This is a genomic window from Bifidobacterium callitrichidarum, assembly GCF_003129905.1.
In the GTDB taxonomy this organism is placed as follows: Bacteria; Actinomycetota; Actinomycetes; order Actinomycetales; family Bifidobacteriaceae; genus Bifidobacterium; species Bifidobacterium callitrichidarum.
Window position 1 is genome coordinate 52,591 of the sequence record NZ_QFFM01000011.1, and the last position, 21,227, is coordinate 73,817.

The window sequence follows — 21,227 nt, forward strand, 5'->3', positions numbered from 1 at the left end:
TAGGCCGCTTATAAGCGGGATTTGCGGGCGGCGGGACGTGGCGGACGGACGGCGTTTTTGTCGCCTTTTCCGGCAACTGGCCGGCCCGTCGGCACCGAAGCCTCGGGCGCGTGGACCAGTCGGCCCAGACCGGATGTGGTGTCCATCGGGTCGGGCACGGCGGCCGGATCGGCCTTGTCGATGCGCATGGACTCCGCGGTCGGGCGCCCCGCCATGCTCGGCTCGATGCGCTTGAGTCGCGGCGGCCGGCGCGTGGACACGAACAGCGGCTGCACCTCCACCAGCGGGTTGTACGGCGCCAGACCGAACCATTTGACCGGCGAGCCGGCCACGCGGCGGATGGTGTACTTGGCCTGCAGCGAGAGCGCGCCCCACGCGGAGACCTTGGATTCGGGCATGAGGGCCTTGTGGATGAGCACGTAGCGGATGGTGCCGATGTCCGGATCAGCGTCGACCTTCGGGTAGATGGACTTCTGCTTGGGCAGCTCGCCGGACTTGGACAGGTCGTGCATGATCTGGTGGATGTAGGCCGGGATGGATTGCGAGACCTTGAATCCCAGCCGCATGCGCACGCGGTAGATGTAGTTGGTCTCGAAACGCTCCACCGAGTATTCGCGCGTGAACGGCTCGTCGGTCGTCTCCACGCTCACTGCCCACCAGGCGCGGGCACGCTTGGGATGGTCGGCGAAGATGGAGAAGAAGATGTCCGTGTCGAGACGTTTGGTCTCGGGATCGGAGGTCAAGTAGACGATGTTGTCCGCGAAATAAGGGATGCGGAAGTCGCCGTGCAGCTTATCGAGCGCGGGAAGGAAGTCCTTGGGCTGCATGTGGCTGCGTTGCGCACGCTCCAGTTTGGTGCCCTGGTCCCAGGTGACCATGACGAACAGGATGGCGCAGGTCAGCAGGCAGGTGAACCAGCCGCCGTGCAGGAACTTGGCCATGGACGCCACGAAGAACATGGTCTGGATGGCCAGGAACAGCACCACGAACACGGCCGCCCAGAACCGGCGCCCGGAGTACCAGATGTAGACGCCGAGCAGCACGGTGGTGGTGATCATCGTGACGGTGAGCGCCAGGCCGTATGCGGCGGAGATGTGTTCGGAGTCCTTGAAGATGGCGAGTACGAGCAGCGTGGAGACGCACAGCACGCCGTTGACCACCGGGATGTAGAGCTGGCCGCGCGTGCGGGCCGGGTAGCGTACCTGCAGGTGCGGCATCCAGTTGAGGCGCGTGGCTTCGGAGACCATGGTGAACGCGCCGGTGATGAGGGCCTGGGAGGCGATCACGCCGGCCGTGACCGAGAGGATCACGGCGAGGTAGCGCACGTTCGGGGTCATCATCTGGAAGAACGGGTTGAGCGTGCGCATGGTGGTGTAGTCAGGATTGCGATCGTTGGCAAGCATCCACGCGCCCTGACCGAAGTAGTTGAGCACCAGCGCCACCTTGATGAACGGCCAGGTGAAGTAGATGTTGCCGCGGCCCACGTGGCCCATGTCCGAGTACAGCGCCTCGGCGCCGGTGGTGGAGAGGAACACGGTGCCCATGAGCGCGATGCCGGCTGCGTTGTGCGGGCTGAACAGGAACTGGATGCCGTAGACCGGGTTCAGGGCCTCGAACACGGACCAGTCGTTGGAGAGATTCGTCAAGCCCACGATGGCCAGGAAACTGAACCAGATGAGCACGATGGAGCCGAACACGCGGCCGATGCTTTCAGTGCCGCGCGACTGCACGGCGAAGAGGACGACGATGATCACCACGGTAATCATGAGGGTCAGGCTCGGATTGTCGTCGAAGAGCTGTTCCAGCGGCGGCAACGTTTGCAGGCCCTCGACGGCGGAGCTGATGGAGACGGCCGGGGTGAGCACCGAATCGGCCAGGAACGCCGCACCGCCAAGCATGGCGGGGATGGCAAGCCACGCGCCATGGCGGCGAATCAGGGAGTAGAGCGCGAAGATGCCGCCCTCGCCATTGTTGTCGATGCGCATGGCGATGAGCACGTATTTGACGGTGGTGATCAGCGTGATGGACCAGAACACCAGCGAGAGCATGCCGAGCACGGCCTCGCGGTCCACGCTGCCGATGCCACCCTGGCCGGACAGGAACGTCTGCGCGGTGTACAGGGGCGAGGTGCCGATGTCGCCGTAGACCACGCCGAGCGCCACGATGGCCATGCCCCATGTGATCTTGTCCGGCCCGGACTGCAGGCGGGCCCACCACCGGCCGAGACGGCCCTTGGATGATGCGGAGGCGAGTTTTTCGGCCTCCTTGTTCCTGGCTTCCTTGAGTTTGGCGAGCGCCTCGCGCTCCTCGCGGGTCAGTGTGCGGCGGGAGACCTTGGGCGCGTTGGTGAAGGTGTCCGCCCTGAGCAGGGCCTCTTCCTCCTGTTTGGCTTTGCTGATTGCCTTGGTCGCGGCTTTCGGGGCGCGCGAGGTTCGTTTATTCGACTCGGCCATACGTTCAGTCCTTTGCGCGGGACCAACCCCCACCCGCGACTTCCTCTGTCTAACTCAACACATCCTGTCACGCTTGTTGCCGAATGTCATGGTAGCGCCGTAACGAAACCGTCACAACTTACAGAAATGAGGCGGACTGTCTGGTTATCTTCTTTTTGGTTCCCCCACTCAGAGAGGGGAGCCAAGATAAAAGCTAAATCCCGTACACCGTGCGGGTGGTGCGGCGGGTGCCGCGCGCGACCTCGGCTACGGGCAGGTCGAGCGTATCGGCCATGGCGCGCAGCGTGTAGGGGATCATGTAGGGCGCGTTGGTGCGGCCGCGGTAGGGCATGGGCGTCAGGTACGGCGCGTCGGTCTCCACCATCGCATGGTCGAGACCCACGATGCGCAGGGATTCGCGGATGCCGTCGTTGCCCTTGTAGCTCACCGTGCCGGAGAAGCTCAGGTACCAGCCCTGTTCGCGCGCGATTTCGGCCATTTCGCGGTCGCCGGAGTAGGAGTGGAACACCGTGCGTTCGGGGGCGCCATCCGCCAGCAGGGTCTCGATGACCTCCTTGTGCGAGTCGCGGTCGTGGATCTGCATGGGCAGGTTCAGTTCCTTGGCGAGCGCGATGTGCGCGCGGAAGGCCTCGCGCTGCAGCTCCATGGCTCCAGCGCCGGTGCGGAACAGGTCCATGCCGGTCTCGCCGATGGCCACCACCTGGTCGGGGTATTGCGTGGCGAGGCGGTGCACTTCGGCGAGCGCGTCCTCGAAGCTCACGTCGTGGTAGGGCTTGTATTTGATATCCAGACCGTCCGGACCGGGCACGCCGCGGTGTCCGTGGAGCACGGCCTCATTGGGATGAATTGCGAGCGCCGCGTGCACATTACCTGGATGATCGAGGGCCATCTGCACGGCGGTCATCAGGTGCGGCAACTCGCAACCGCAGTCGATGATACCCCCAATGCCGACACTTCGCGCCTGGGAGAGCAGTTGGTCCACGTCATACACCGGCACGGCGGGCTGGCCTTTGGCCTGCGCCTCATGGTCCATCGCCCGGGCGAAGGGGATCACGGAGGCCACGTGGGTGTGGTTGTCGATGGTGTGGGCGTCTTCGGGCAGCGGCTCGGGGGCCGGCGCCCAGCTACGGTCGCGATGGTGCTTGCTCATGGCTTCCCAGTGTATGCCGCCGGGTGCCGCGGGTGGTTTTTATCGCCAGCACTGGTCGTAGGACAGGCCGGTGAGGCGTTCGACGACGTGACGCACTTCGGGATCCACGTCCGCCTTGGCGCCGCCGTTGCGCAGTCGCGTGATTTCGGCCAGCACGATGGAGTCGGTGCGTTTGTTGATCACCAGATGGGCAGATACTATCCAGCAGATGACCATCGCGAAGGCGAACCAGCCGAGCAGCACCGCGCCCAAGCCGACGCGGGCGCCGAACGACTGCTCAGGCAGCGTGGCATCGAATCCCACGGCCCCCAGAATCACGCCGACGGCGATGGTGCCGAGACCCGAGCCGAGCTGACGGAAGGACGCCTGGATGCCGGAGAACGTGGCCGACCGGTAGCGGCGTGTGACGATCTGGTCGATGTCCGCGATGTACGGGAACACGGCCCACGGCAAGTAGCCGCACAGCGATTTGAACGCGAAGAACCACAGCGCGCCGGCCACCGCGAACGCGGTCCAGACCACACCCGGCAGCACACCGACGAGCAGCCACGCGGCGAACAGCCAGCCCACGCCCACCAGACAGCCAAAGAAGTTGATGGCATACAGGCGTTTGGGGCCGATTTTCGTCATGGCCCAGCCGAACACGGGCATGAGCGGCAGGGAGACCACCGCGCAGCCGAGCAGCAGCGAGGCGAACGCGGCCGTGTGGTTCCAGTTGTAGATCACGAAGAACACGAAGGTCTGGCCGAACACGTCCATCGAGACCTGCACGAGCAGGTAGATGGACAGGTGCTTGCGGAATTCCTTGATCCGCAGGGTGCTGGCATACTCGCGCAACACCTTGCCGGCCCGTCTGAGCCAGCCGGCCGCGCCGATATGGCCCTCGCGCACCTCGCCGCGCGCGTAGGCCCCGAATCCCGCGGCCTCCGGGGTCATCTCCCATGTGCTGCGCCAGCAGGCGAACACGGCGAGCGCGAACAGCACGGTGGTGGTGATGGTGAACGTCATGTATCCGGTGGGCGTGGTTTCGCCGAACGTGGCGAGCACCGCGCTGCCGATCACGGGAATGGCCGTGCCCGCGCAGGTGGAAATGAACAATCGCACGGTGGAGAGTTTGGTGCGACTGTTGAAATCGGGCGTCATCTCGCCGGGCAGCGGGTTGTAGGCGGTCTGGAAGGCCTGCGCGACCACCACCCAGAACACGTAGGCGGCCGCGTATCCGGCCACCGGCAGGCCCGGAACCCACAGGAAGATACCGAGGAGGATGAGCGGCCCGATAAGCATGAGCAGGAAACGGCGGCGGCCGAACCTGCGGCCGATGTCGTAGCGGTAGAGATTGTCGTCCAGCACGCCGAACAGGAGGGCGGCCACGGCACTGATGAGCGCGCTCAGGCCAATCACGGTCTGGGCGGTGGCGATGGACATGCCGCAGAACCGCGTCCAGAACAGGGACAGGTAGGTGGCGACGATGGTGAGCTGGCCACCACCGTAGAAGTCGCCGATGCCGAAGCCGATGGCCTGGCGCAGGGTGACCTTGCGCGGCTGGTCGCCGGTCAGCGCCTCGCGCAGCGCCCGACTGGTGTCGTCTGACATGATTGCCTCCCGGCCCTGCGTGCGGGCTTGATAACGCCTCGGTCCCGTTGCTTCAAGTGTAGTGAGCCGGTATGTCCTTGCGCCGGCCGTGTCAGCCATGTCAGCCGAGTCGGTTGCGGCGATTGCGGCGATTGCAACGGCCGGGCAACGGTCGCGCGGTCACTTCATGCGCGTGCCGATGAACTTGGCCACGGTGTCGATGAGGAAGCCACCGATGGCGACGACGACCATCACCACCACCGCCTTGCCGAAGGCACCGCCAAGCGACTGCAGGGCGCCTGTCCAGTCGGCCGCGAGCGTTGTGGCAGCCACGATGTGTTCCATGATGATGCTCCTTTGCTTTGCTGAGCAATTTTCTGGCTCCCCTGACCGAGAAGCCGTCAACAAAATCGACTGAGTGGTAGTCCGATGAAGCTGATCGGGCCACCGCAAAACATTCCCGAAGAATCTCCGCTAATCGACGACGGCGCGCCGCTCCCCTACCGACCGCCGCACGATGATGGAGGTGTCCACCAGCGTGACCGTGTCCGACTGTTCGTCTTCGTTGCGCACGCCGAGTTCCATCAGCTTTTCCATGAGCTGGGCGTCCGCGGGGTTGCGCAACGCGCCCGAATCACGGCCGAGCAACAGACGGACCGCCGTCTGGCCGAGTTGCGCGCGCGGGATGCGGATGGAGGTGATGGGTGGGGTGACGACCGGTGCGATGAGTGTGTTGTCGAAACCGATCACGGAGACGTCCTCCGGTACCCGCACGCCGTCGGCGGTCAGTCGCAGCACGATGCCGGCCGCGATGAGGTCGTTGTACGTGATCACCGCGGTGGGTTGGGAACCTTCCAGCGCCAGAGCCGCCTGGTAGCCGCCCTCCACGGTGGCGTGCACCGGGCCGATCTGGTTCATGCGGAAGCCCATGCGCTGGCCGATGTCGTGCAGGCATGACCAGCGCGACTGGTTGGCCCAGGACGCGCCCGGACCGGCCACGTAGGTCACGGCCGTGTGATGGTTGCGTCGCAGCAGGCTCAGCGCACGCACCACGCCGATACGCGGATCCGGCACCACGCTGGGCACGCCGTCCACGGGCCGGTTGAGCACCACGAGCGGCACCTGCTTGGCGTAGTTGCGGATGAAGTCGATGCCGGGCGCGTCCGAGGCGAGGATGATGCCGTTCACCTTGCCTTTGAGATGGTTGAGCATCTGCTGGGTGCGCGGCTGGGATTGGCCGGTTTCGATGATGCCGACGGCGCTGTCCGATTCCATGGCCGTGACCTGCGCGCCCTTCAGGATCTGCGAGGAGACGCCGTCGGCGGTGTCCTTGACCACGAGCGCGATGATGCCGCCGCCCGCGGCCGCACGTTTGCCGTTGCCCTGCGGGGTTGCAGTAGCGTGCGATTGCTGAGGCTGGGACGATTGGATTGCGGTGGAATCGTTGGCGGAGAGGGTTTCGCCGGCGGTGCCCGATCCGGGCCGTTGCGAGGAACCGCCGCCGTTGGCCTCGAGGTTGGCAACGTTTGCGGCTTCGGCCTCGCCGGCGCCGGCGTTCCGATGCCGGGGGTTGGGACGGTAGCCGAGCTCGGCGGCCACGGCGCGCACATGTTCCACGGTCTGGAAGTTCACGCGGCCGGGATTGCTGAATACGCGGGAGACGGTGGAGATGGCCACGCCGGCCGCATCCGCCACGTCGCTCAGACGCACCCGGTCCGTAGCCTTGCGCTGTACCATCGCCACCTCTTTCCCCCTACATGCGCTCGGATTCCATACTATAGCGGTCTGAAAAGGCTCCCCTCTCTGAGGGGACATTGCCGTGAAGCGAACAGCAGAGCTGTTCGTAGGCAATGTGCGAGACGACAGTCGAGCCAACAAAACGCGAACGACAGTTCGTCCTTAATTGCAGGACGAGCTGTCAGCGAAGCTGACTGAGGGGAGTTTCGTCCGGAATACTCCCCTCAGCCGCCTACGGCGACAGCTCCCCTCAGGGAGGGGAGCCAGAATAATCAGGCCTGCTGAGCTTCGGCGGCGGAGCGACGCTCGGCAAGTTCGGCCTTGATCTGCTTGAACTTCGCCTCGGTGACCGGGTAGAAGAACATGATCGCGGCGGAGATCACGAAGCCGATCAGCGGCACGAGGCCGGCGGCCAGGCGCAGGTTCTCGGCGACGGTCGGATCCTGGGCCACATTCATGCCGGACTTGTAACCGGTGAAGGCGAGGATGGCCGGGCCAAGCCAGGAGGTCAGGGCGCCGAACATCTGGCGGAAGAAGCTCAGGCCAGCCATGGCGGCACCATCGGTGCGCTTGCCGGTCTTCCACTCGTAGTACTCGACGGTGTCGCCTTCCATGCCCCAGACGTAGTTGCCGCAGAACTGGGCGCCGATGGCGTTGAGGGCGAGGCCCACGAGGGACAGCCACACGTTGGTGACGAAGATGAACATCACACCACCGATGATGCCGAGCGCGCAGCCGAGGTACCAGCCGCCCTTCTTGCCGAGGTGACGGGCGATGACCGGGCCGAACGGGGAGGCGATCACGCCGATGGAGGCGTTGATCAGGGTGACGAGGGTGGTGATGAGGGCCAGGGTGCCGGCATCGGCGCCGTTGGCGAGGACTTCCTTGGCGATGATCGGTCCGATGGAGCCCACGCAGGTGGCGATCAGGTAGAAGCCGGTGGCGAAGCACAGGATGAGCAGGGCCGGGTTGGTGAAGATGGCCTTCAGGGTATCGACGAAGGAGACCTTCGGCTGGGTCGGCACGTCGATCTGCTCGATGGTGGTCTTGTACAGGAAGACGTAGATCAGGGCGCCGACGAGGCAGAAGATGCACACGATCGGCAGCATGAGCTTGGCGAGGGCGGCCTGGTCCTTGACGTTGTTGATGGCCGGAGCCAGGGTGAAGGTGACGATCAGGCCGAACAGGGCGCCGCCGACCATACGGGCGGAGGACAGGCGCTGACGCTCGTTCTGGTCCTGGGTCATGGCGCCGAGCAGTGCGCCGTACGGCACGCCGCCGAGGGCACCGAGCAGCTGGTACAGCAGGTAGGTGACGATGGCCCATGCCACCTTGATGCCCATCTCGGCGTCGGCCGGAATGGTGTACATCAGGCAGATGGCGACCATCATCGGCACGCCGAAGGCGACGACCAGACGACGGAACTTGCCGTTCTTGTTCGGCTTGACGCGGTCGGCGTAGTTACCGGCGAGCAGGTAGACGACAGCCTGGAAGAAGCGGGCGAACAGGAAGATGTTGGCGGTGGTCACCGGGTCGATGCCCATGTAGATGTAATAGGTGGCCAGGAACATCGACATCATTCGCCAGCCGATGTTGTTGGCCAAATCGCCGGAACCATAGCCGACGATGTTCAGCCAGGTCAGCTTCTGCGGCGTCTTCTTCGCCGGCTGCGCTGTTGCAGTGCTCATGCTTGAGAACTCCTTTGATTTCTCTTGTGTTCCACGGTGTGGTGCAGGTCCTCTCCTGCACCACACCGCTCGCCGTTGCCGGGGCAGCGGCAAATCTTTTGTTTTTCGGCGCGCGTCGTGCGCGATCTCTCCCCCAGTCAGCATCCGCTGACAGCCCCCTCGTCAGAGGGGCCGAAGTGCGGTGCCTTTACTTGATGAGGCAGGGCAGGGACGGGCTGGACTCGGCGGACATGCCGATCGCGTTGACCGCGATCACGGACGCCGTGTAGTTGCCGGCAGTCAGACCGGACACGCTCTTGGCTTCCTCGCCGGCCTCGGCCTTGACCACCTTGACGGTGTTCTCGGTGAGGTTGCGCAGGGTGAGCACGTAGGAGGTGACCGGGGTGCCGCCGTCGGCCGGGGCCTGCCAGGTCACGTTCATCGTGTCGCCGGAGGAGGTGACGCCGGGCTTGTTCGGCTTGGCGGGCACGGCGGCCACGATGATCGGCTCGCTCGGCTCGGATGCCGGGGAGACCTTGTCCTCACCGGTGGTGGCCTCGATGGTCACCTGGTAGGTGCCGCGGGCCACGTTGGCGAACGTGTAGGCGGTGGTGCCGATCGGGGCCCAGGCGGTGCGCTTGGGCAGGTCGGAGGCCGGGTCGACCGGGGTCAGGTGGATGTTGGTGCCGCCCTTGCCGAAGCCGGAGCGGGTGTCCACGTCGTTCCAGGAGACGGCCACGGAGCCGGACTCCACGAGCAGTTCGGCCACCGGGGCCTTCGGGGCGGGCAGCAGGTCGTCCACGGTGTTGGCGCCGGCGCGGCCCACCTTGAAGGCGGTGGAGGTGGCGCTTTCGCCCTCGCCGATCTCGTTGCGGCCCTGGACGGTCACGGTCCATTCGCCGGCCGGCACGTCCGCGATGAGCGCGTGGGTATCGGTGCCCTCCACCGCGGCGGGGATCACCTCGCCGGCGGCGTTGGTCAGCGTGAGCGTGGTGCCCAGGATCGGAGAGCGGCCGTCGGAAGCGAATGCCCAGCCGACCTGCACGTCGTGGGCCTGCACGGAGACGGTCACGTCCGTGGGTTCGGACGGGATGGCCGGCATGTGGTGGTCGGCGTACACGGCGATCTCCACAAGCTGCAGGGCGTATTCGTCGTGCTCGTTCGGGTTGGCGCGCAGCTTGGAGGCCTCGACCTTGACGAAGCGGATGTCGTCGACCGGGGCGAAGTCGAAGGCGCGGGCCTTGCCGTTGTCCGGCAGGGCGTAGCCGCGCTTGTCCACGACCTTGGTCCAGGCGTTGCCGTCGGCGGAGACGGAGATGGTGAAGTCGACCGGGAAGCCTTGGCCCTGGTTCGGGTCGAAGGCGCGATGGCCGGCTGCGAACTCCTGCACGCCGCCGACGCCCTCGCCCTCGCCATGGAAGGCCTCGGCCACGGTGCCGCCGGGGTTCTCGCCGCGCGGGGCGAGCACCACCTGGGACACGGTGGTCGGATGGGCGAGCTTCAGAACCACCCATTCGTCGTGGTTCTCGGCGCTCGGCTCGCTGGACCAGCCGAAGTGGTTGTAGTCGGCGTTGAACTCGCCGTCCACCAAGGAGGCGGCGGTCCAGCCGTTGCGCTCGGAGGAGGAGCTCACGCGCACGGTGGCGCCCAGGGCCTTGTTGGCGGCCTGGCATGCGCACGGCATCTTGCCGGCCGTGAACTTCACGGTGATGGTCACGGTATCGCCGTTCTCGCCGGTGTATTCGATCTGGCCGGTGTATTCCTTGCCGGATTCGAGGCCGGCCACGTTCACCGTGTAGAACAGCTCCTGCTCGTGGCGCAGGTTGCCGGCGAGACGTTCGAAGCTGATGGAGCCGTTGGCGTCATCCACCACGCGGGCGGTCCACTTCTCGCTCAGGGCGCCGCCCTCCTGCTTGAGGTGCAGGCAGTGCTTGACGTTACGGGACACCCAGTCCACGGTGCCGAGGTCGATGACCGGCCTGTTGGAGCCGATCTTGGCGGGCGCCGGGCGGCCGATCCAGCCAAGGAAGTTGTCCTCGGTGAACTTGAGCTTGCCGTTCTTGACCACGCTCAGCGTTTCGATGAGCTTGGACTCGTAGGTCTCCACCTCGCCGGGCACGTGGATGGTGATGGGCAGTTCGGTGAACTCGCCGTGCTCCACCTCGATGGTCTTGGAGCCGGATTCCACCTCGCGCACGGTGCCGTCCTGCGTGTTAAGCGCGGAGACGGTCCAGCGGACCTCGAGTTCGGTGCCGTCGATCTCCTCGTCGTTGTAAACGAGCAGCGTGCGCTGAGAGGCGGTGCCGAGCTGGTAGATGCGGTGCGGCAGGCCGAGGCGCGGTTCCTTGTCGAATTCCTTGTCGAACGCGGCCACGTCCGAGTAGGAGTTGGCGAAGTAACGGTAGCCGTCGCCTTCGATCCAGCGGGCGTCGCCCTCGGCGGTCGGGTCGAACTGCGGGCGCAGCAGGGCCTTCGGGTTCAGGCCGTGCTTGGTGTGCTCCTGGTCGAGTTCGATGACCTTCTCGATGTTGTCGTAGATGAACATGGACAGGCAGAACGGCTTCCAGTTGGCCATGCGCGTGGTGCGCACGCCGCGGGTCACGCGGCCCACCTCGCGGCCGAAGTCGGCGCGGGAGATGGTGTCCGGATTGCCGTTGAGGCGACCGTGGTAGATGTCCTTGATGGTGCCGTCCTCGGCGTACTGCGGGATGCCGGCGGTGGACACGGAGAACTCCTCGCCCGCGCCGAGCGGCAGGTCGCCGTCGATCTGGTAGAGGTCGTAGATGTCCGGGGCGCTGGTCATGCCGGAGGGGTAGCCGCCGAAGTAGTGGCGGGAGTCCTCGTTGGTGATCGGCTTGTTGAAGCCGTCGTTGATGACCATGCGGGTCGGGTCCTCGCGGTTGGCGGCAGCTTCCAGCGGCGGGATGAGGATCTCGGCGTCGTTCGGGTTCCAGGCCTCGTTCGTGGTGGACCACAGCACGATGGACGGGTGGTTGCGGTACTCGCGCACCCAGCGCTCGACCCATTCGGTGTAGTAGCCGATGGCCTCGTCGGAGTAGTTGAGGTAGTACGGCGGGTCGAGGGACACGTTGGAGGTGGAGCCCGGGTTCCAGAAGGCGGTCTCCTCCTCGAGGAGCATGCCGGTCTCGTCCGCGTGGTCCATGAGCACGTGCGAGGGCACGGAGCGGATGTGGTTGCGGATGATGTTGCAGTTGGCGTGGCGGTAGGCGTCCAGCCAGACCTTGGCCATCTCGTCCATGGCGTGGTTGTCGTCCAGGATCACGCCGTAGGCGTCGCCGATCTCGTTGATGAGGTCGCGGTCGCCCTGGTTGAGCAGGCACAGGGAGTCGCCGCGCAGGCGGATCTTGACGCCGTTGATGATGTACTTGTCGCCTTCGCGCCAGAACTGGCGGAAGCCGAAGCGGTCGGACAGCTCGTGGATCGGGGCGGCGTCGGCCGGCGCGGAAGCGGGGGTGATGGCGGCGTCCACGGTGTACAGGAACGGGTCGGTGCGGGACCAGTAGTGGGCGGTCGGCCAGCCCTTGGCCAGCTTGACCACGGTCTCCTCGCCGGCCGGGGCGTGCACGGTGGCAGGCTCGAAGGTGAGCGCGGCGGTTTCGGCGTCGCCCTTGACCGGGTGGACGGCGGCGGCGAGCGTCAGATCGGCGTCCTGACCAGTGTGGTTCACGATGGTGACGTTGACGGCGAGCTCGTCGTCGGACGGGTCGGCGTTCTTCTTGAGGTCGGGCATGATCTGCAGGTCGTCGATGCGCAGCTTCGGCTTGGTGACGATCTCCACGTCCTCGCCGATGCCCACGCGGCCCACGATGTTCTCCACGCCGAACGGGAAGAGCAGACGGTCCGGGCCGCCCTCGGTGGCCAGCGCGTCCTCCGGCAGGGCCTTGACGGACCACACCTCGATGCGGATCTCGTTGGCGCCGGGCTTGACCGCATCGTTGATGTCGAGGTCGTACGGCAGCAGGGTCATGAGGTAGCCCTTGGTGGTCAGCGGGCCGACGGACTGGCCGTTGACGAACACCTTGCCGAGCGTGGCGAGCGCGCCCACGTGCAGGAACACGTCCTCGTCCGTGATGTTCTCCGGCAGGTCCACGGTCTTGACGTACACGCCGTGGTGCAGGCCCTTCTCCCACTCGGCCGGGTAACCGGTGGTGCGGCTCAGCGAATCCCACCAAGTCGGCACGACGATGTCATAGCGTTCTTCCCCGCCGTTCGGGTAGAAGTCCCACACGCCATTGAGGTTGAGCCTCATTGTAGTCCCTTTCTTGCAACACCTTTGCCATATCCGGGCCGAAACCTTCTTCGGTCCGCCGGGTCATCCCGGATCACGACTCACAAGATAGGACCATGCGCACGTTTGCCGTTTTTTGCCATGCTGGTTTTGCTGTTGTTTGCCGTTATTTGCCATTTCTTGCCGTTGTCTCCGCGGTCGATTCGGCGCGGTATTGCCGCTCTTTGCCAATTCCGGCGAATATGGCATCATTCATGGCCCTCGCGCGCGGAGCGAAGGTAGACTCTCCAGACAGAGATCCGCCCTATTGTCCAGTTCAACATCGGAGTGTCTGCACATGTCTCGTCTGTCTCGCGCGCTGAAGATTCGTACGGTTATGGCCGCGGCCGTCGCCGTCGGCCTGGTCGGCACGGCTGCCGGATGCGGCGGCACGTCCGGCAGCGGTGCGGCGAACGGCAACGGCGTCACCGAAATCACGCTGTGGACCTGGCAGTCCACCATCAGCGACTTCGTCACCGCGTTCGAGAAGACCCACCCGAACATCAAGGTGAAGGTGACCAACGCCGGCGCCAACGAAGACGAATACATGCAGCTGACCAACGCGCTCAACGCGGGTCGCGGCATCCCAGACCTCGTCTACCTCGACTTCAACGCCGTGCACCAGTTCGCCATCTCCGACCAGCTGCGCAGCGTGAACGATTACGGCTTCAAGAGCATCCGCGGCGACTTCACCAAGGCCGCGCAGAACAACGTGACCGTGAACGGCCAGCCGTACGGCCTGCCGATCTCCTCGGGCCCGATGGTGATGTTCTACAACCAGGACGTGCTCGCCAAGGCGGGAGTGAACGAGGCGCCGACCACATGGGACGAGTACCGCGAGGCCGCCGAGAAGATCGCGGCCATGCCCGGCAGCGCGCACATCACCAACGACACGGGCGACGGTGGCTTCATCAGCTCCATGCTCTGGCAGGCTGGCGCCAAGCCGTTCAGCGTGGACGGCACCACCGTGGGCGTGGATTTCGGCGGCAGGAACGTGAAGAAGTTCACCGGCATGTGGCAGTCGATGCTGGACAGCAAGCTCATCGATACCTCCACCACCGGCTGGACCGACGACTGGTGGCGCAAGCTGGACGACGGCTCCATCGCCACTATGCTGACCGGCGCGTGGATGGTCTCTTCCATGCAGAAGAATCTGACGCGCACCAAAGGCTCGTGGCGCGTGACCACGATGCCGCAGTACTCGACCGGCGAACATGCAAACGGTGAGAACGGCGGCGGCGCTCTGGCACTGCCCAAGGGCTCGGACAACGCCAAGGCTCAGGCGGCCTACGAGTTCGCGGAATGGTTCGCGCACGGCGACGGCGTGCAGGTGAACCTTGAGCAGGGTGGTCTGCCGCCGCTCAATTCGGTGCTCTCCGACTCCGATTGGCTGAATGAGAAGGACCCGTTCTTCGGCGGCCAGGCCACGCATCAGGTGATCGCCGAGGCCTCCAAGGACGTGACCACGGACTTCGAATACCTGCCGTACATGGCGTACGCGAACTCGATCGCGGTCGATTCCATCGGCCAGGTCTACCATGGCAAGACCACGCTGCAGAAGGCGTTGGTGCAATGGGGCGACGCCTTGAAGACCTACGGCCAGCAGGAAGGCTTCACGGTCAAGTAGGTTCGTCGTGATGGCGAGGACGGGGCGCCTTGCCGGCTGCGGGACGGCCGACTTCCCCGGTTACGCAGTTTCCTCCGGTTCGGCGTCTTTGGCGCGCAAAAAGAAGGCTCTGTTAAATCAAGATTGACATGCCCCTTATTCTTGGCTCCCCTTGTCAGGGGAGCTGTCGGCGAAGCCGACTGAGGGGTAGTCCAGTGGAATTCATGTCAATCTTGGTTTAACAGAGCCAAAAAGAAACCCGGCGGAGGGAGCCGCCGGGTGAGAGAGAAGAGAGAAGAAGGGTTCAGTTATGGGGTTAAAACCTCGCCATCGGAATGGATTTCGTTGGTGAACTCCATCCGCTGACATGTATTAGTTAACCGCCCCTTACTGAGCGATTCGATGCGCTTGTCTGAAAATATTCTGGGCAAACTGTGTCGGGTTTGTGACGCTGCCCGACATCGGCTGCGCCGTTGCCCGATAGACGCACAGTTGACCGGCCAACGCACGGCCCTCCAAGAACCGCGCGTTACTTTTCACGAAATGAGGCCTGATCGCGTGAAAAAGTCACACTGAGTGTCAGTCAGCGTGACTTTCTTTCGCAACAATCCCATACTTCGTGAAAAAGGCACGCTGAGCGCATGTCAGCGTGCCTTTTTCACGAAACCGGGAGATTAGGACCCGCATCAGGAGTCCCGATCTACGGGGGGCTTCCGACCTATTCGGCCTTTTCGGCGGCGAGCTTGGCCTTCTCGGCGGCCAGACGCTCGGCTTCGGCGGCGCGACGGGCGGCCAGCGCCTCGTCGAATCGCGCCAGCTCCTCGGCCACGGCCTCGGTGGGGATCTTGGCGAAGATCGGCGTGGGCTTCGGCACCACAGCGCCCACCTCGATCGGCTCGCTCTTCCACGGATGCACGTTCACACCCAGCTGGTAGTCGCCGGTGATGATCGGGTAGGTGAAGCCGGGCTTGTCGAGATCCTCGACCTCACGCAGCTCGGGCAGCGGCGAGAAGGTGCCAGTGCCGCCGAGCGCCTCCCACACCTTCTGCGCGGAATGCGGCAGGAACGGCGCGAGCAGGTGGTTCGCGTCGGACACGGCCTGGGCGGCCACGTGCAGCACGGTGCCGAGGCGGGCCGGGTCGTCCTTGATCTTCCATGGTTCGGTGGCGGAGATGTACTTGTTGATGTCGCCGACCACACGCATCGCCTCGGCGAGGGCGTGCTTCTGGTGATGGGTCTCGATGGAGGAGCCGACCACGTCGAACGCGGCGGCAGTCTCCTCAAGCAGGCCACGGTCCTCGTCGGTCATGGAGTCCTCGTCCAGGGCCGGGATCTGGCCGAAGTTCTTGTTGATGAGGTTGGCCACGCGGTTGACGAGGTTGCCCCAGGAGGAGGCCAGCTCCTCGTTGTTGTGGCGCACGAACTCGGCCCAGGTGAAGTCGGAGTCGGAGGATTCCGGGCCGGCCACGGAGATGTAGTAGCGCACGGCGTCCACCGGATAGCGGGACAGGATGTCCTTGACGTAGATCACGATGCCGCGGGAGGAGCTGAACTTCTTGCCTTCCATGGTCATGAACTCGGAGGCCACCACCTGCTCGGGCATGTTGAGCGGGCCCATCGGGCCGGTCTCGCCGCCCTTGGAACCCTGGCCGTTGTAGGCCAGCATCTCGGAGGGCCAGATCTGGGAGTGGAAGGTGATGTTGTCCTTGCCCATGAAGTAGTAGGCCGGGCAGGTCGGGTCGTTCCACCATTCGCGCCACTTCTCCGGGTCGCCCTGGCGGCGGGCCCATTCGATGGAGGCGGACAGGTAGCCGATCACGGCGTCGAACCACACGTACAGCTTCTTGTTCGGGTTGTCAATCCAGCCCTTGACCGGAACCGGGATGCCCCAGTCGATGTCGCGGGTGATGGCGCGCGGCTTGACCTCCTTGAACAGGCCGAGCGAGAAGTTGATGACGTTGGTGCGCCAGCCCTTGCGGGTCTCCAGCCACGCCTTGTTGGCCTCGGCGAGCGCCGGCAGGTCGAGGAAGTAGTGCTCGGTCTGCTCGAAGCGCGGGGTCTCGCCATTGATCTTGGAGACGGGGTTGATGAGCTCGTCCGGGTCCAGCTCGTTGCCGCAGGCGTCGCACTGGTCGCCGCGGGCGCCCTCGGCACCGCAGATCGGGCAGGTGCCTTCGATGTAGCGGTCGGGCAGGGTACGGCCGGTGGACGGGGAGATGGCCACCTGCTGGGTGCCCTTGTAGATGTAGCCGTTCTCCAGGCACTGCTTGAACATCTCCTGCACCACGTGCTCGTGGTTGCCGGTGGTGGTGCGGGTGAACAGGTTGTAGCTCAGGCCGAGATCGCACAGGTCCTTGGCGATCACGCGGTTGTAGCGGTTCGCCAGCTCCTGGGCGGTCACGCCCTCCTTCTCGGCCTCCACCAGGATCGGGGTGCCGTGTTCGTCCGTGCCGGAGACCATGAGGACATCATTGCCCTTCATGCGCTCGTAGCGCGCGTAGACATCGGAGGGCACGCCGAATCCAGCGACGTGGCCGATATGACGGGGGCCGTTCGCGTACGGCCAAGCAACATTCACCAAAACATGACTCATAAGGTCAAAGTTTATGCCTGCCCTTGGGCAGAACGACGCCGAGCCATGGGAGCGGTCGTAAAACGGCTCTGCTGGGCCATTTTGCGACCGCCATCCAAATCAGCACGGCACAGCCAATCGTTCAGCGGTCTTTCCAGCCCAGAAGTACCGACTTTCTGTATCCCAAAGACCGCAAATCTCCTTTCCAGCGGTCCTTTCGGTACAGAAACGCACGACTTCTGTACTCAAACGACCGCAAATCACCATTTCAGCGGTCTTTCCAGCCTAGAAGCCACTGTCTTCTGTACCGAAAAGACCGCCCCCTCCTCTCCGACATCACTTATCCACCGACTTATCCACACTTCCTGACCAAGACGGGCAAGTTATCCACTTATCCACCGTTTCGCGTCAGGCGGTGGCGCGGCACCAGTCGCTCCGTTTATGGTCGGGGCATGAGCAACACATCACGAAACCCCAGAGCCCCGGCCAAGCCGCCGGCCGGCAGCATCTCCTCCGCCACCAGGGTGTCCATCTCCTCGCGAATCCCGGCCCGCCAGGAAACGGCCACGATTCCGCCGGTCCTGTTCACCAAGGACCTGCCCGGACCGCTCAGTCTCAATCGTCTGGCCGCGTTCGGCACGGTCACCAAGCTCGACGAAACCGCCGGATACTGGTCCGACCACGCCACCACGCTGTACGGTCGGGCCACCATCATCTCCAGCATCGCGCCGTTCGGCACCGTGGCCTGTATGTTCACGGCCGCATGGGTGTGGCTGGGAGGCGACCGCTTCCCAGCCACCATCGACGTGATCTCCACCTCGCACTTCCGTTCCACGTCCGCGGGCCGCCGCATCCGCGTCTTCCGGCGGCTCACGCTGCCCGAGCAGATCATCAAACTGGGCCGTCTGCCCATCACCACGCCGGCCCGCACGGCCTGCGATCTGGCGATGATGCCGGAGGGCGCGGCCCCGCCCACGCTTATCAACGACGTGGTCTGCCAGCTGATGAGCGCGTACCGGTTCCGGGCGAATGACTGCCTGAGCATCATCAAGGAGCATCGTCATCACAAATACGCCGGCCGGGCGCGCGCGTTTTTCGAGGCGATTCAGCGGGAGATGGACGACGTGCCGGTTGATTCGATGGTTCGGCCCTCCCGGCCCGATGCCCGGCCCGGCACTAAGAAACCGCAGGCGACATCGGACGCGGATACTGAGGCACGGCCGAGTCGGGAACCGGATTCGGAACCGGAGACGGGCGCATGATCGGGCGGCATCGCGCGAAAACCGGACGGTTGGGGTCGTTGCGGCAACGGCAGCGGCTGCCGGGAGAAACCGCGGGCGACGAATCGGCCGCCGATGCGATTCCCGACATGACCGCGCCGCCTGAGCCGCCGATCGTTCTGACGCCGGCCGTGGCCTGCTCGTCGGATACCGACCCGGATGTGCTGTGGCACATCGCGCGCAACGTGCCCGAACTGCGTCGCTGGCTGGTGGCCAACCCGCAGGCCGACGCCGGACTGCTCGAATACGTCTCCCAGGCCGGCGGGCCGGGTGTCAGACGAGCGCTGGAAATCCTGCTGGAATCAATGGAGGAGGAGTGATCAGCCCTTGATTTCCAGGACGGCCGCGTAGACCTGCTTGCGGTTGGCCAACGAACCGTCCGCCTGCGGATGTTCCTGCACCACCTGCGCGATGGCGTCCTTGATACGGATGCCGTCCTCCAGTGCGCGGTCGATGGCGAGCACGGCCATGTCCTCGATGCTCAGGCTGCTGGGCGCGGCGGCCTCGGCCTCCTCGTCGGAGGCGCCGCCGATCACCAGCACCATCTCGCCTCGCGGCGGGTTGTCGATCACGCCCTGGCGAATCTCGCCGATCGGCCCACGACGGATTTCCTCGTAATCCTTGGTGAGCTCGCGGCACAGGGCCATCGGACGGTTCGGGCCGAAGGCGTCGAGCAGGTCGTCCATGGAATCGGCGATGCGGTGGGGCGTCTCGTAGAACACGATGGTGCGGCGTTCGCCAAGCAACGTACGCAGGTATTGCACGCGCTCGGCATGTTTGCGCGGCAGGAAGCCCTCGTAGCAGAAACGGTCGGTGGGCAGACCGGAAAGGGCGAGCGCGTCGAGCACGGCGGAGGGGCCAGGCGCGCAGGTGACGGGCAGGCCGCGTTCGATGGCGCGGCGCACGATGGCCAAACCGGGGTCGTTGATGGTGGGCATGCCGGCGTCCGAGACCACGAGCACGGTGGCTCCGGTCTCGACCTGGTCGAGCAGACCATCCGCCTTACCACGTTCGTTGTGGTCGTGGTAGGCCACGACGCGGCCGTTCACATGCACACCGAGGCGGCGGGCGAGGTCGTAGAGACGGCGGGTGTCCTCGGCGGCCACGATGTCCGCGCGTTCGAGCAGCGCGACCAGACGGGCGGAGGCGTCACCGGTATTGCCGATCGGGGTGGCGGCAAGCACCACGGTTCCGGCGGGGATGGTCACGGTCGCGGCGCTGACCGCCGTGGTGACGCTGGTTTCGGTTTCCTCCGCGCTGTCGCCGTTCACCTCTTGTGTGGCGTCGAAATCTTCGAGGTCTTCGGAGCCGCCAGCGTTCACAACGTCGCCGGCGTTGTTTTCAACGTTTTCGATGCCCTCGACACCATCGGCACTGGCGGCGTCTTCGAGGCTGGACTGTTCGGTGAAATCGGCTGCATTCGTCATACCCCCAGTATTCCCCAAGCCACGGAGCAACAGCGACAGGGGATCCGTATGGAACGGAGGTTGCAGAGGTCCGTCACCAATCAATGTGGCTGACCCGGCAAGCTGGAACCACATAAGCCGATTCCAGTAGCAATCGCTTTCCGCGTGCGATACGTTCGCCCGTATCGGGTCAACACGCCCCGTCCTATCCCATCCGTAATCCCACAAATCACGAGGAGAAACATGCCTGACACCACAACCGCACGCCTGCCCGCCCCACCACCTCCATTGTCCGTACATTCGCCGTACAATTTCATTATGGCAGCGGAAAACACGAATAAGAACACTCGCTTCGAGATGCGACTGACGCAGGAGCAACGCGACCGCATTGACCAGGCAGCCGAGACCAAAGGCATGACCACATCGCAGTGGGCCTTGTCAAATCTGCTCACCGCCGCAGATCGGGACATAAGGGAGGCTCATATCATCCGTCTCAACGACCAGGCTTGGGCAGATTTCACCGCCGCCCTAGATGAACCAATGCCCGACCGTCTGGTCGAACTACTGAATCGTGAGCCGATATGGACATGACACGATTCTCTCCGCCACGCCGGCTCACCGCTACCGACGATATCTCCGGATTCGATTGCGGGCTACCGCTTGTGAACGATTGGCTTGCGCATCACCTGCATACAGCGGACCGGCAAGGCACCGCCGTGGCCTACGCCACGTTTGCCAACGATGACACCCTTGCCGGCTTTTATACGTTGAGCGCCTACAGCATGGAGCGCACGGAAGCCAGCGGCTGGCTGAAACGCAACAGCCCAAATCCGATTCCCGTGATCCTGCTGGGCATGCTCGGCGTAGACATGCGGTTCCAAACCAAACATGTCGGCTCGCAGTTACTTCGGGACGCCACGTTGCGGGCCCTGAACGCAGCCGGCATCATCGGCGCCCGCGCATTGGTGGTACAACCCGCAACCGATTCGGCAGCACAGTTCTATGAACACTATGGATTCCGTCACATCGACAGTTCAGCAATGATGTTCGCACCACTGAACGCCATTGAACGCCGGTAGGGCCGCGTACCCATAGATGTACATATATTTTCTCAAGGCCCGCAGTGATTCGGACTCCGGAGGAATCTTGGAACTCGCAGAACCGCGCAATTCCCAAACGGCGGAACCGTGCGGTTTTGCGGGTGAAAAAGAAAATGGGCCGCTCGCGGTGGAATGAATGCAAGCGACCCAAGTGGAGCTGACGGTAGTCGAAACCGCGACCTCTTCGATGCGAACGAAGCGCTCTACCAACTGAGCTACAGCCCCTTGGATTGTTGCTCTGCTCCGCAAAGCAACTCGCATAAATATAGTACGAGGGGCGGTCAAACGCAATTCGGGCCGTCAGTGTGTCGAAAGCACAGGCTCGGCCAGGATGGCACGAGGCTCGTAGACCACCCCTCGGTCGGCTCCTCCGCCAGCTTCCTTGGCAGAAGGAGC

The 21,227-nt window shown here is 64.4% G+C and carries 13 protein-coding genes, 1 tRNA gene and 1 pseudogene; 5 read left to right on the forward strand and 10 right to left on the reverse strand.

Annotation, left to right across the window (positions count from 1 at the left end):
- Window positions 1–8 precede the first annotated feature (8 nt).
- From DF196_RS06155 to DF196_RS14055, 7 genes are all read right to left on the reverse strand, one after another.
- Entirely contained in the window at window positions 9–2,453 is a 2,445-nt protein-coding gene (locus DF196_RS06155; RefSeq protein ID WP_170115000.1) for a KUP/HAK/KT family potassium transporter, read from the reverse strand.
- Window positions 2,454–2,646: 193 nt separating this feature from the next.
- Complete coding sequence (locus tag DF196_RS06160; protein WP_109057000.1) at window positions 2,647–3,603, reverse strand: TatD family hydrolase; 957 nt, start codon at window positions 3,601–3,603, stop codon at window positions 2,647–2,649.
- A gap of 39 nt (window positions 3,604–3,642) precedes the next feature.
- A complete protein-coding gene (locus DF196_RS06170; protein WP_170115001.1) occupies window positions 3,643–5,196 on the reverse strand; it encodes an MFS transporter in 1,554 nt (517 codons plus the stop codon).
- A gap of 159 nt (window positions 5,197–5,355) precedes the next feature.
- A complete protein-coding gene (locus tag DF196_RS13445) occupies window positions 5,356–5,520 on the reverse strand; it encodes a hypothetical protein (RefSeq protein ID WP_158276279.1) in 165 nt (54 codons plus the stop codon).
- A gap of 129 nt (window positions 5,521–5,649) precedes the next feature.
- Complete coding sequence (locus DF196_RS06175; protein ID WP_109057002.1) at window positions 5,650–6,912, reverse strand: LacI family DNA-binding transcriptional regulator; 1,263 nt, start codon at window positions 6,910–6,912, stop codon at window positions 5,650–5,652.
- 272 nt (window positions 6,913–7,184) lie between these two features.
- Window positions 7,185–8,600, reverse strand: a complete 1,416-nt coding sequence (locus tag DF196_RS06180; protein ID WP_158276280.1) for an MFS transporter — start codon at window positions 8,598–8,600, stop codon at window positions 7,185–7,187.
- Between the two features lie 187 nt (window positions 8,601–8,787).
- Window positions 8,788–12,849, reverse strand: coding sequence for a fibronectin type III domain-containing protein (locus DF196_RS14055; RefSeq protein WP_109057004.1), 4,062 nt, complete (start codon window positions 12,847–12,849; stop codon window positions 8,788–8,790).
- A 316-nt stretch (window positions 12,850–13,165) separates the two neighbouring features.
- On the opposite strand from DF196_RS14055, the gene DF196_RS06190 reads away from it, so the two are divergent.
- A complete protein-coding gene (locus DF196_RS06190; RefSeq protein ID WP_109057005.1) occupies window positions 13,166–14,494 on the forward strand; it encodes an ABC transporter substrate-binding protein in 1,329 nt (442 codons plus the stop codon).
- A gap of 697 nt (window positions 14,495–15,191) precedes the next feature.
- Here the strand turns inward: DF196_RS06190 and metG are convergent.
- Complete coding sequence (gene metG, locus DF196_RS06195) at window positions 15,192–17,066, reverse strand: methionine--tRNA ligase (protein ID WP_109057006.1); 1,875 nt, start codon at window positions 17,064–17,066, stop codon at window positions 15,192–15,194.
- 431 nt (window positions 17,067–17,497) lie between these two features.
- Here metG and DF196_RS06200 point away from each other — a divergent pair.
- Window positions 17,498–18,169: pseudogene (locus tag DF196_RS06200) on the forward strand (hypothetical protein); the annotation flags it as partial.
- 134 nt (window positions 18,170–18,303) lie between these two features.
- Window positions 18,304–18,645, forward strand: a complete 342-nt coding sequence (locus DF196_RS06205; protein ID WP_109057007.1) for a variant leucine-rich repeat-containing protein — start codon at window positions 18,304–18,306, stop codon at window positions 18,643–18,645.
- Here the strand turns inward: DF196_RS06205 and rsmI are convergent, their stop codons facing one another.
- Window positions 18,646–19,770, reverse strand: coding sequence for a 16S rRNA (cytidine(1402)-2'-O)-methyltransferase (gene rsmI / locus DF196_RS06210; protein ID WP_109057031.1), 1,125 nt, complete (start codon window positions 19,768–19,770; stop codon window positions 18,646–18,648).
- 279 nt (window positions 19,771–20,049) lie between these two features.
- Between rsmI and DF196_RS06215 the strand changes: the two genes are divergently transcribed.
- Window positions 20,050–20,322, forward strand: coding sequence for a type II toxin-antitoxin system TacA family antitoxin (locus DF196_RS06215; RefSeq protein ID WP_109057032.1), 273 nt, complete (start codon window positions 20,050–20,052; stop codon window positions 20,320–20,322).
- Window positions 20,313–20,810, forward strand: coding sequence for a GNAT family N-acetyltransferase (locus DF196_RS06220; RefSeq protein WP_109057008.1), 498 nt, complete (start codon window positions 20,313–20,315; stop codon window positions 20,808–20,810). The genes DF196_RS06215 and DF196_RS06220 overlap by 10 nt, the downstream gene beginning before the upstream one ends.
- 173 nt (window positions 20,811–20,983) lie before the next feature.
- Here DF196_RS06220 and DF196_RS06225 read toward each other — a convergent pair.
- Window positions 20,984–21,056, reverse strand: a tRNA-Ala gene (locus DF196_RS06225).
- Between the last annotated feature and the right edge of the window lie 171 nt (window positions 21,057–21,227).

What these genes read in the sequence shown, in the direction of transcription:
- DF196_RS06190 (WP_109057005.1), top strand. Translation starts at nt 13,166, where the DNA reads ATGTCTCGTCTGTCTCGCGCGCTGAAGATTCGTACGGTTATGGCCGCG.
- DF196_RS06160 (WP_109057000.1), bottom strand. Translation starts at nt 3,603, where the DNA reads ATGAGCAAGCACCATCGCGACCGTAGCTGGGCGCCGGCCCCCGAGCCG.
- DF196_RS06175 (WP_109057002.1), bottom strand. Translation starts at nt 6,912, where the DNA reads ATGGTACAGCGCAAGGCTACGGACCGGGTGCGTCTGAGCGACGTGGCG.
- metG (WP_109057006.1), bottom strand. Translation starts at nt 17,066, where the DNA reads ATGAGTCATGTTTTGGTGAATGTTGCTTGGCCGTACGCGAACGGCCCC.
- DF196_RS06155 (WP_170115000.1), bottom strand. Translation starts at nt 2,453, where the DNA reads ATGGCCGAGTCGAATAAACGAACCTCGCGCGCCCCGAAAGCCGCGACC.
- DF196_RS14055 (WP_109057004.1), bottom strand. Translation starts at nt 12,849, where the DNA reads ATGAGGCTCAACCTCAATGGCGTGTGGGACTTCTACCCGAACGGCGGG.
- DF196_RS06205 (WP_109057007.1), top strand. Translation starts at nt 18,304, where the DNA reads ATGATCGGGCGGCATCGCGCGAAAACCGGACGGTTGGGGTCGTTGCGG.
- DF196_RS06215 (WP_109057032.1), top strand. Translation starts at nt 20,050, where the DNA reads ATGGCAGCGGAAAACACGAATAAGAACACTCGCTTCGAGATGCGACTG.
- DF196_RS13445 (WP_158276279.1), bottom strand. Translation starts at nt 5,520, where the DNA reads ATGGAACACATCGTGGCTGCCACAACGCTCGCGGCCGACTGGACAGGC.
- DF196_RS06180 (WP_158276280.1), bottom strand. Translation starts at nt 8,600, where the DNA reads ATGAGCACTGCAACAGCGCAGCCGGCGAAGAAGACGCCGCAGAAGCTG.
- DF196_RS06220 (WP_109057008.1), top strand. Translation starts at nt 20,313, where the DNA reads ATGGACATGACACGATTCTCTCCGCCACGCCGGCTCACCGCTACCGAC.
- DF196_RS06170 (WP_170115001.1), bottom strand. Translation starts at nt 5,196, where the DNA reads ATGTCAGACGACACCAGTCGGGCGCTGCGCGAGGCGCTGACCGGCGAC.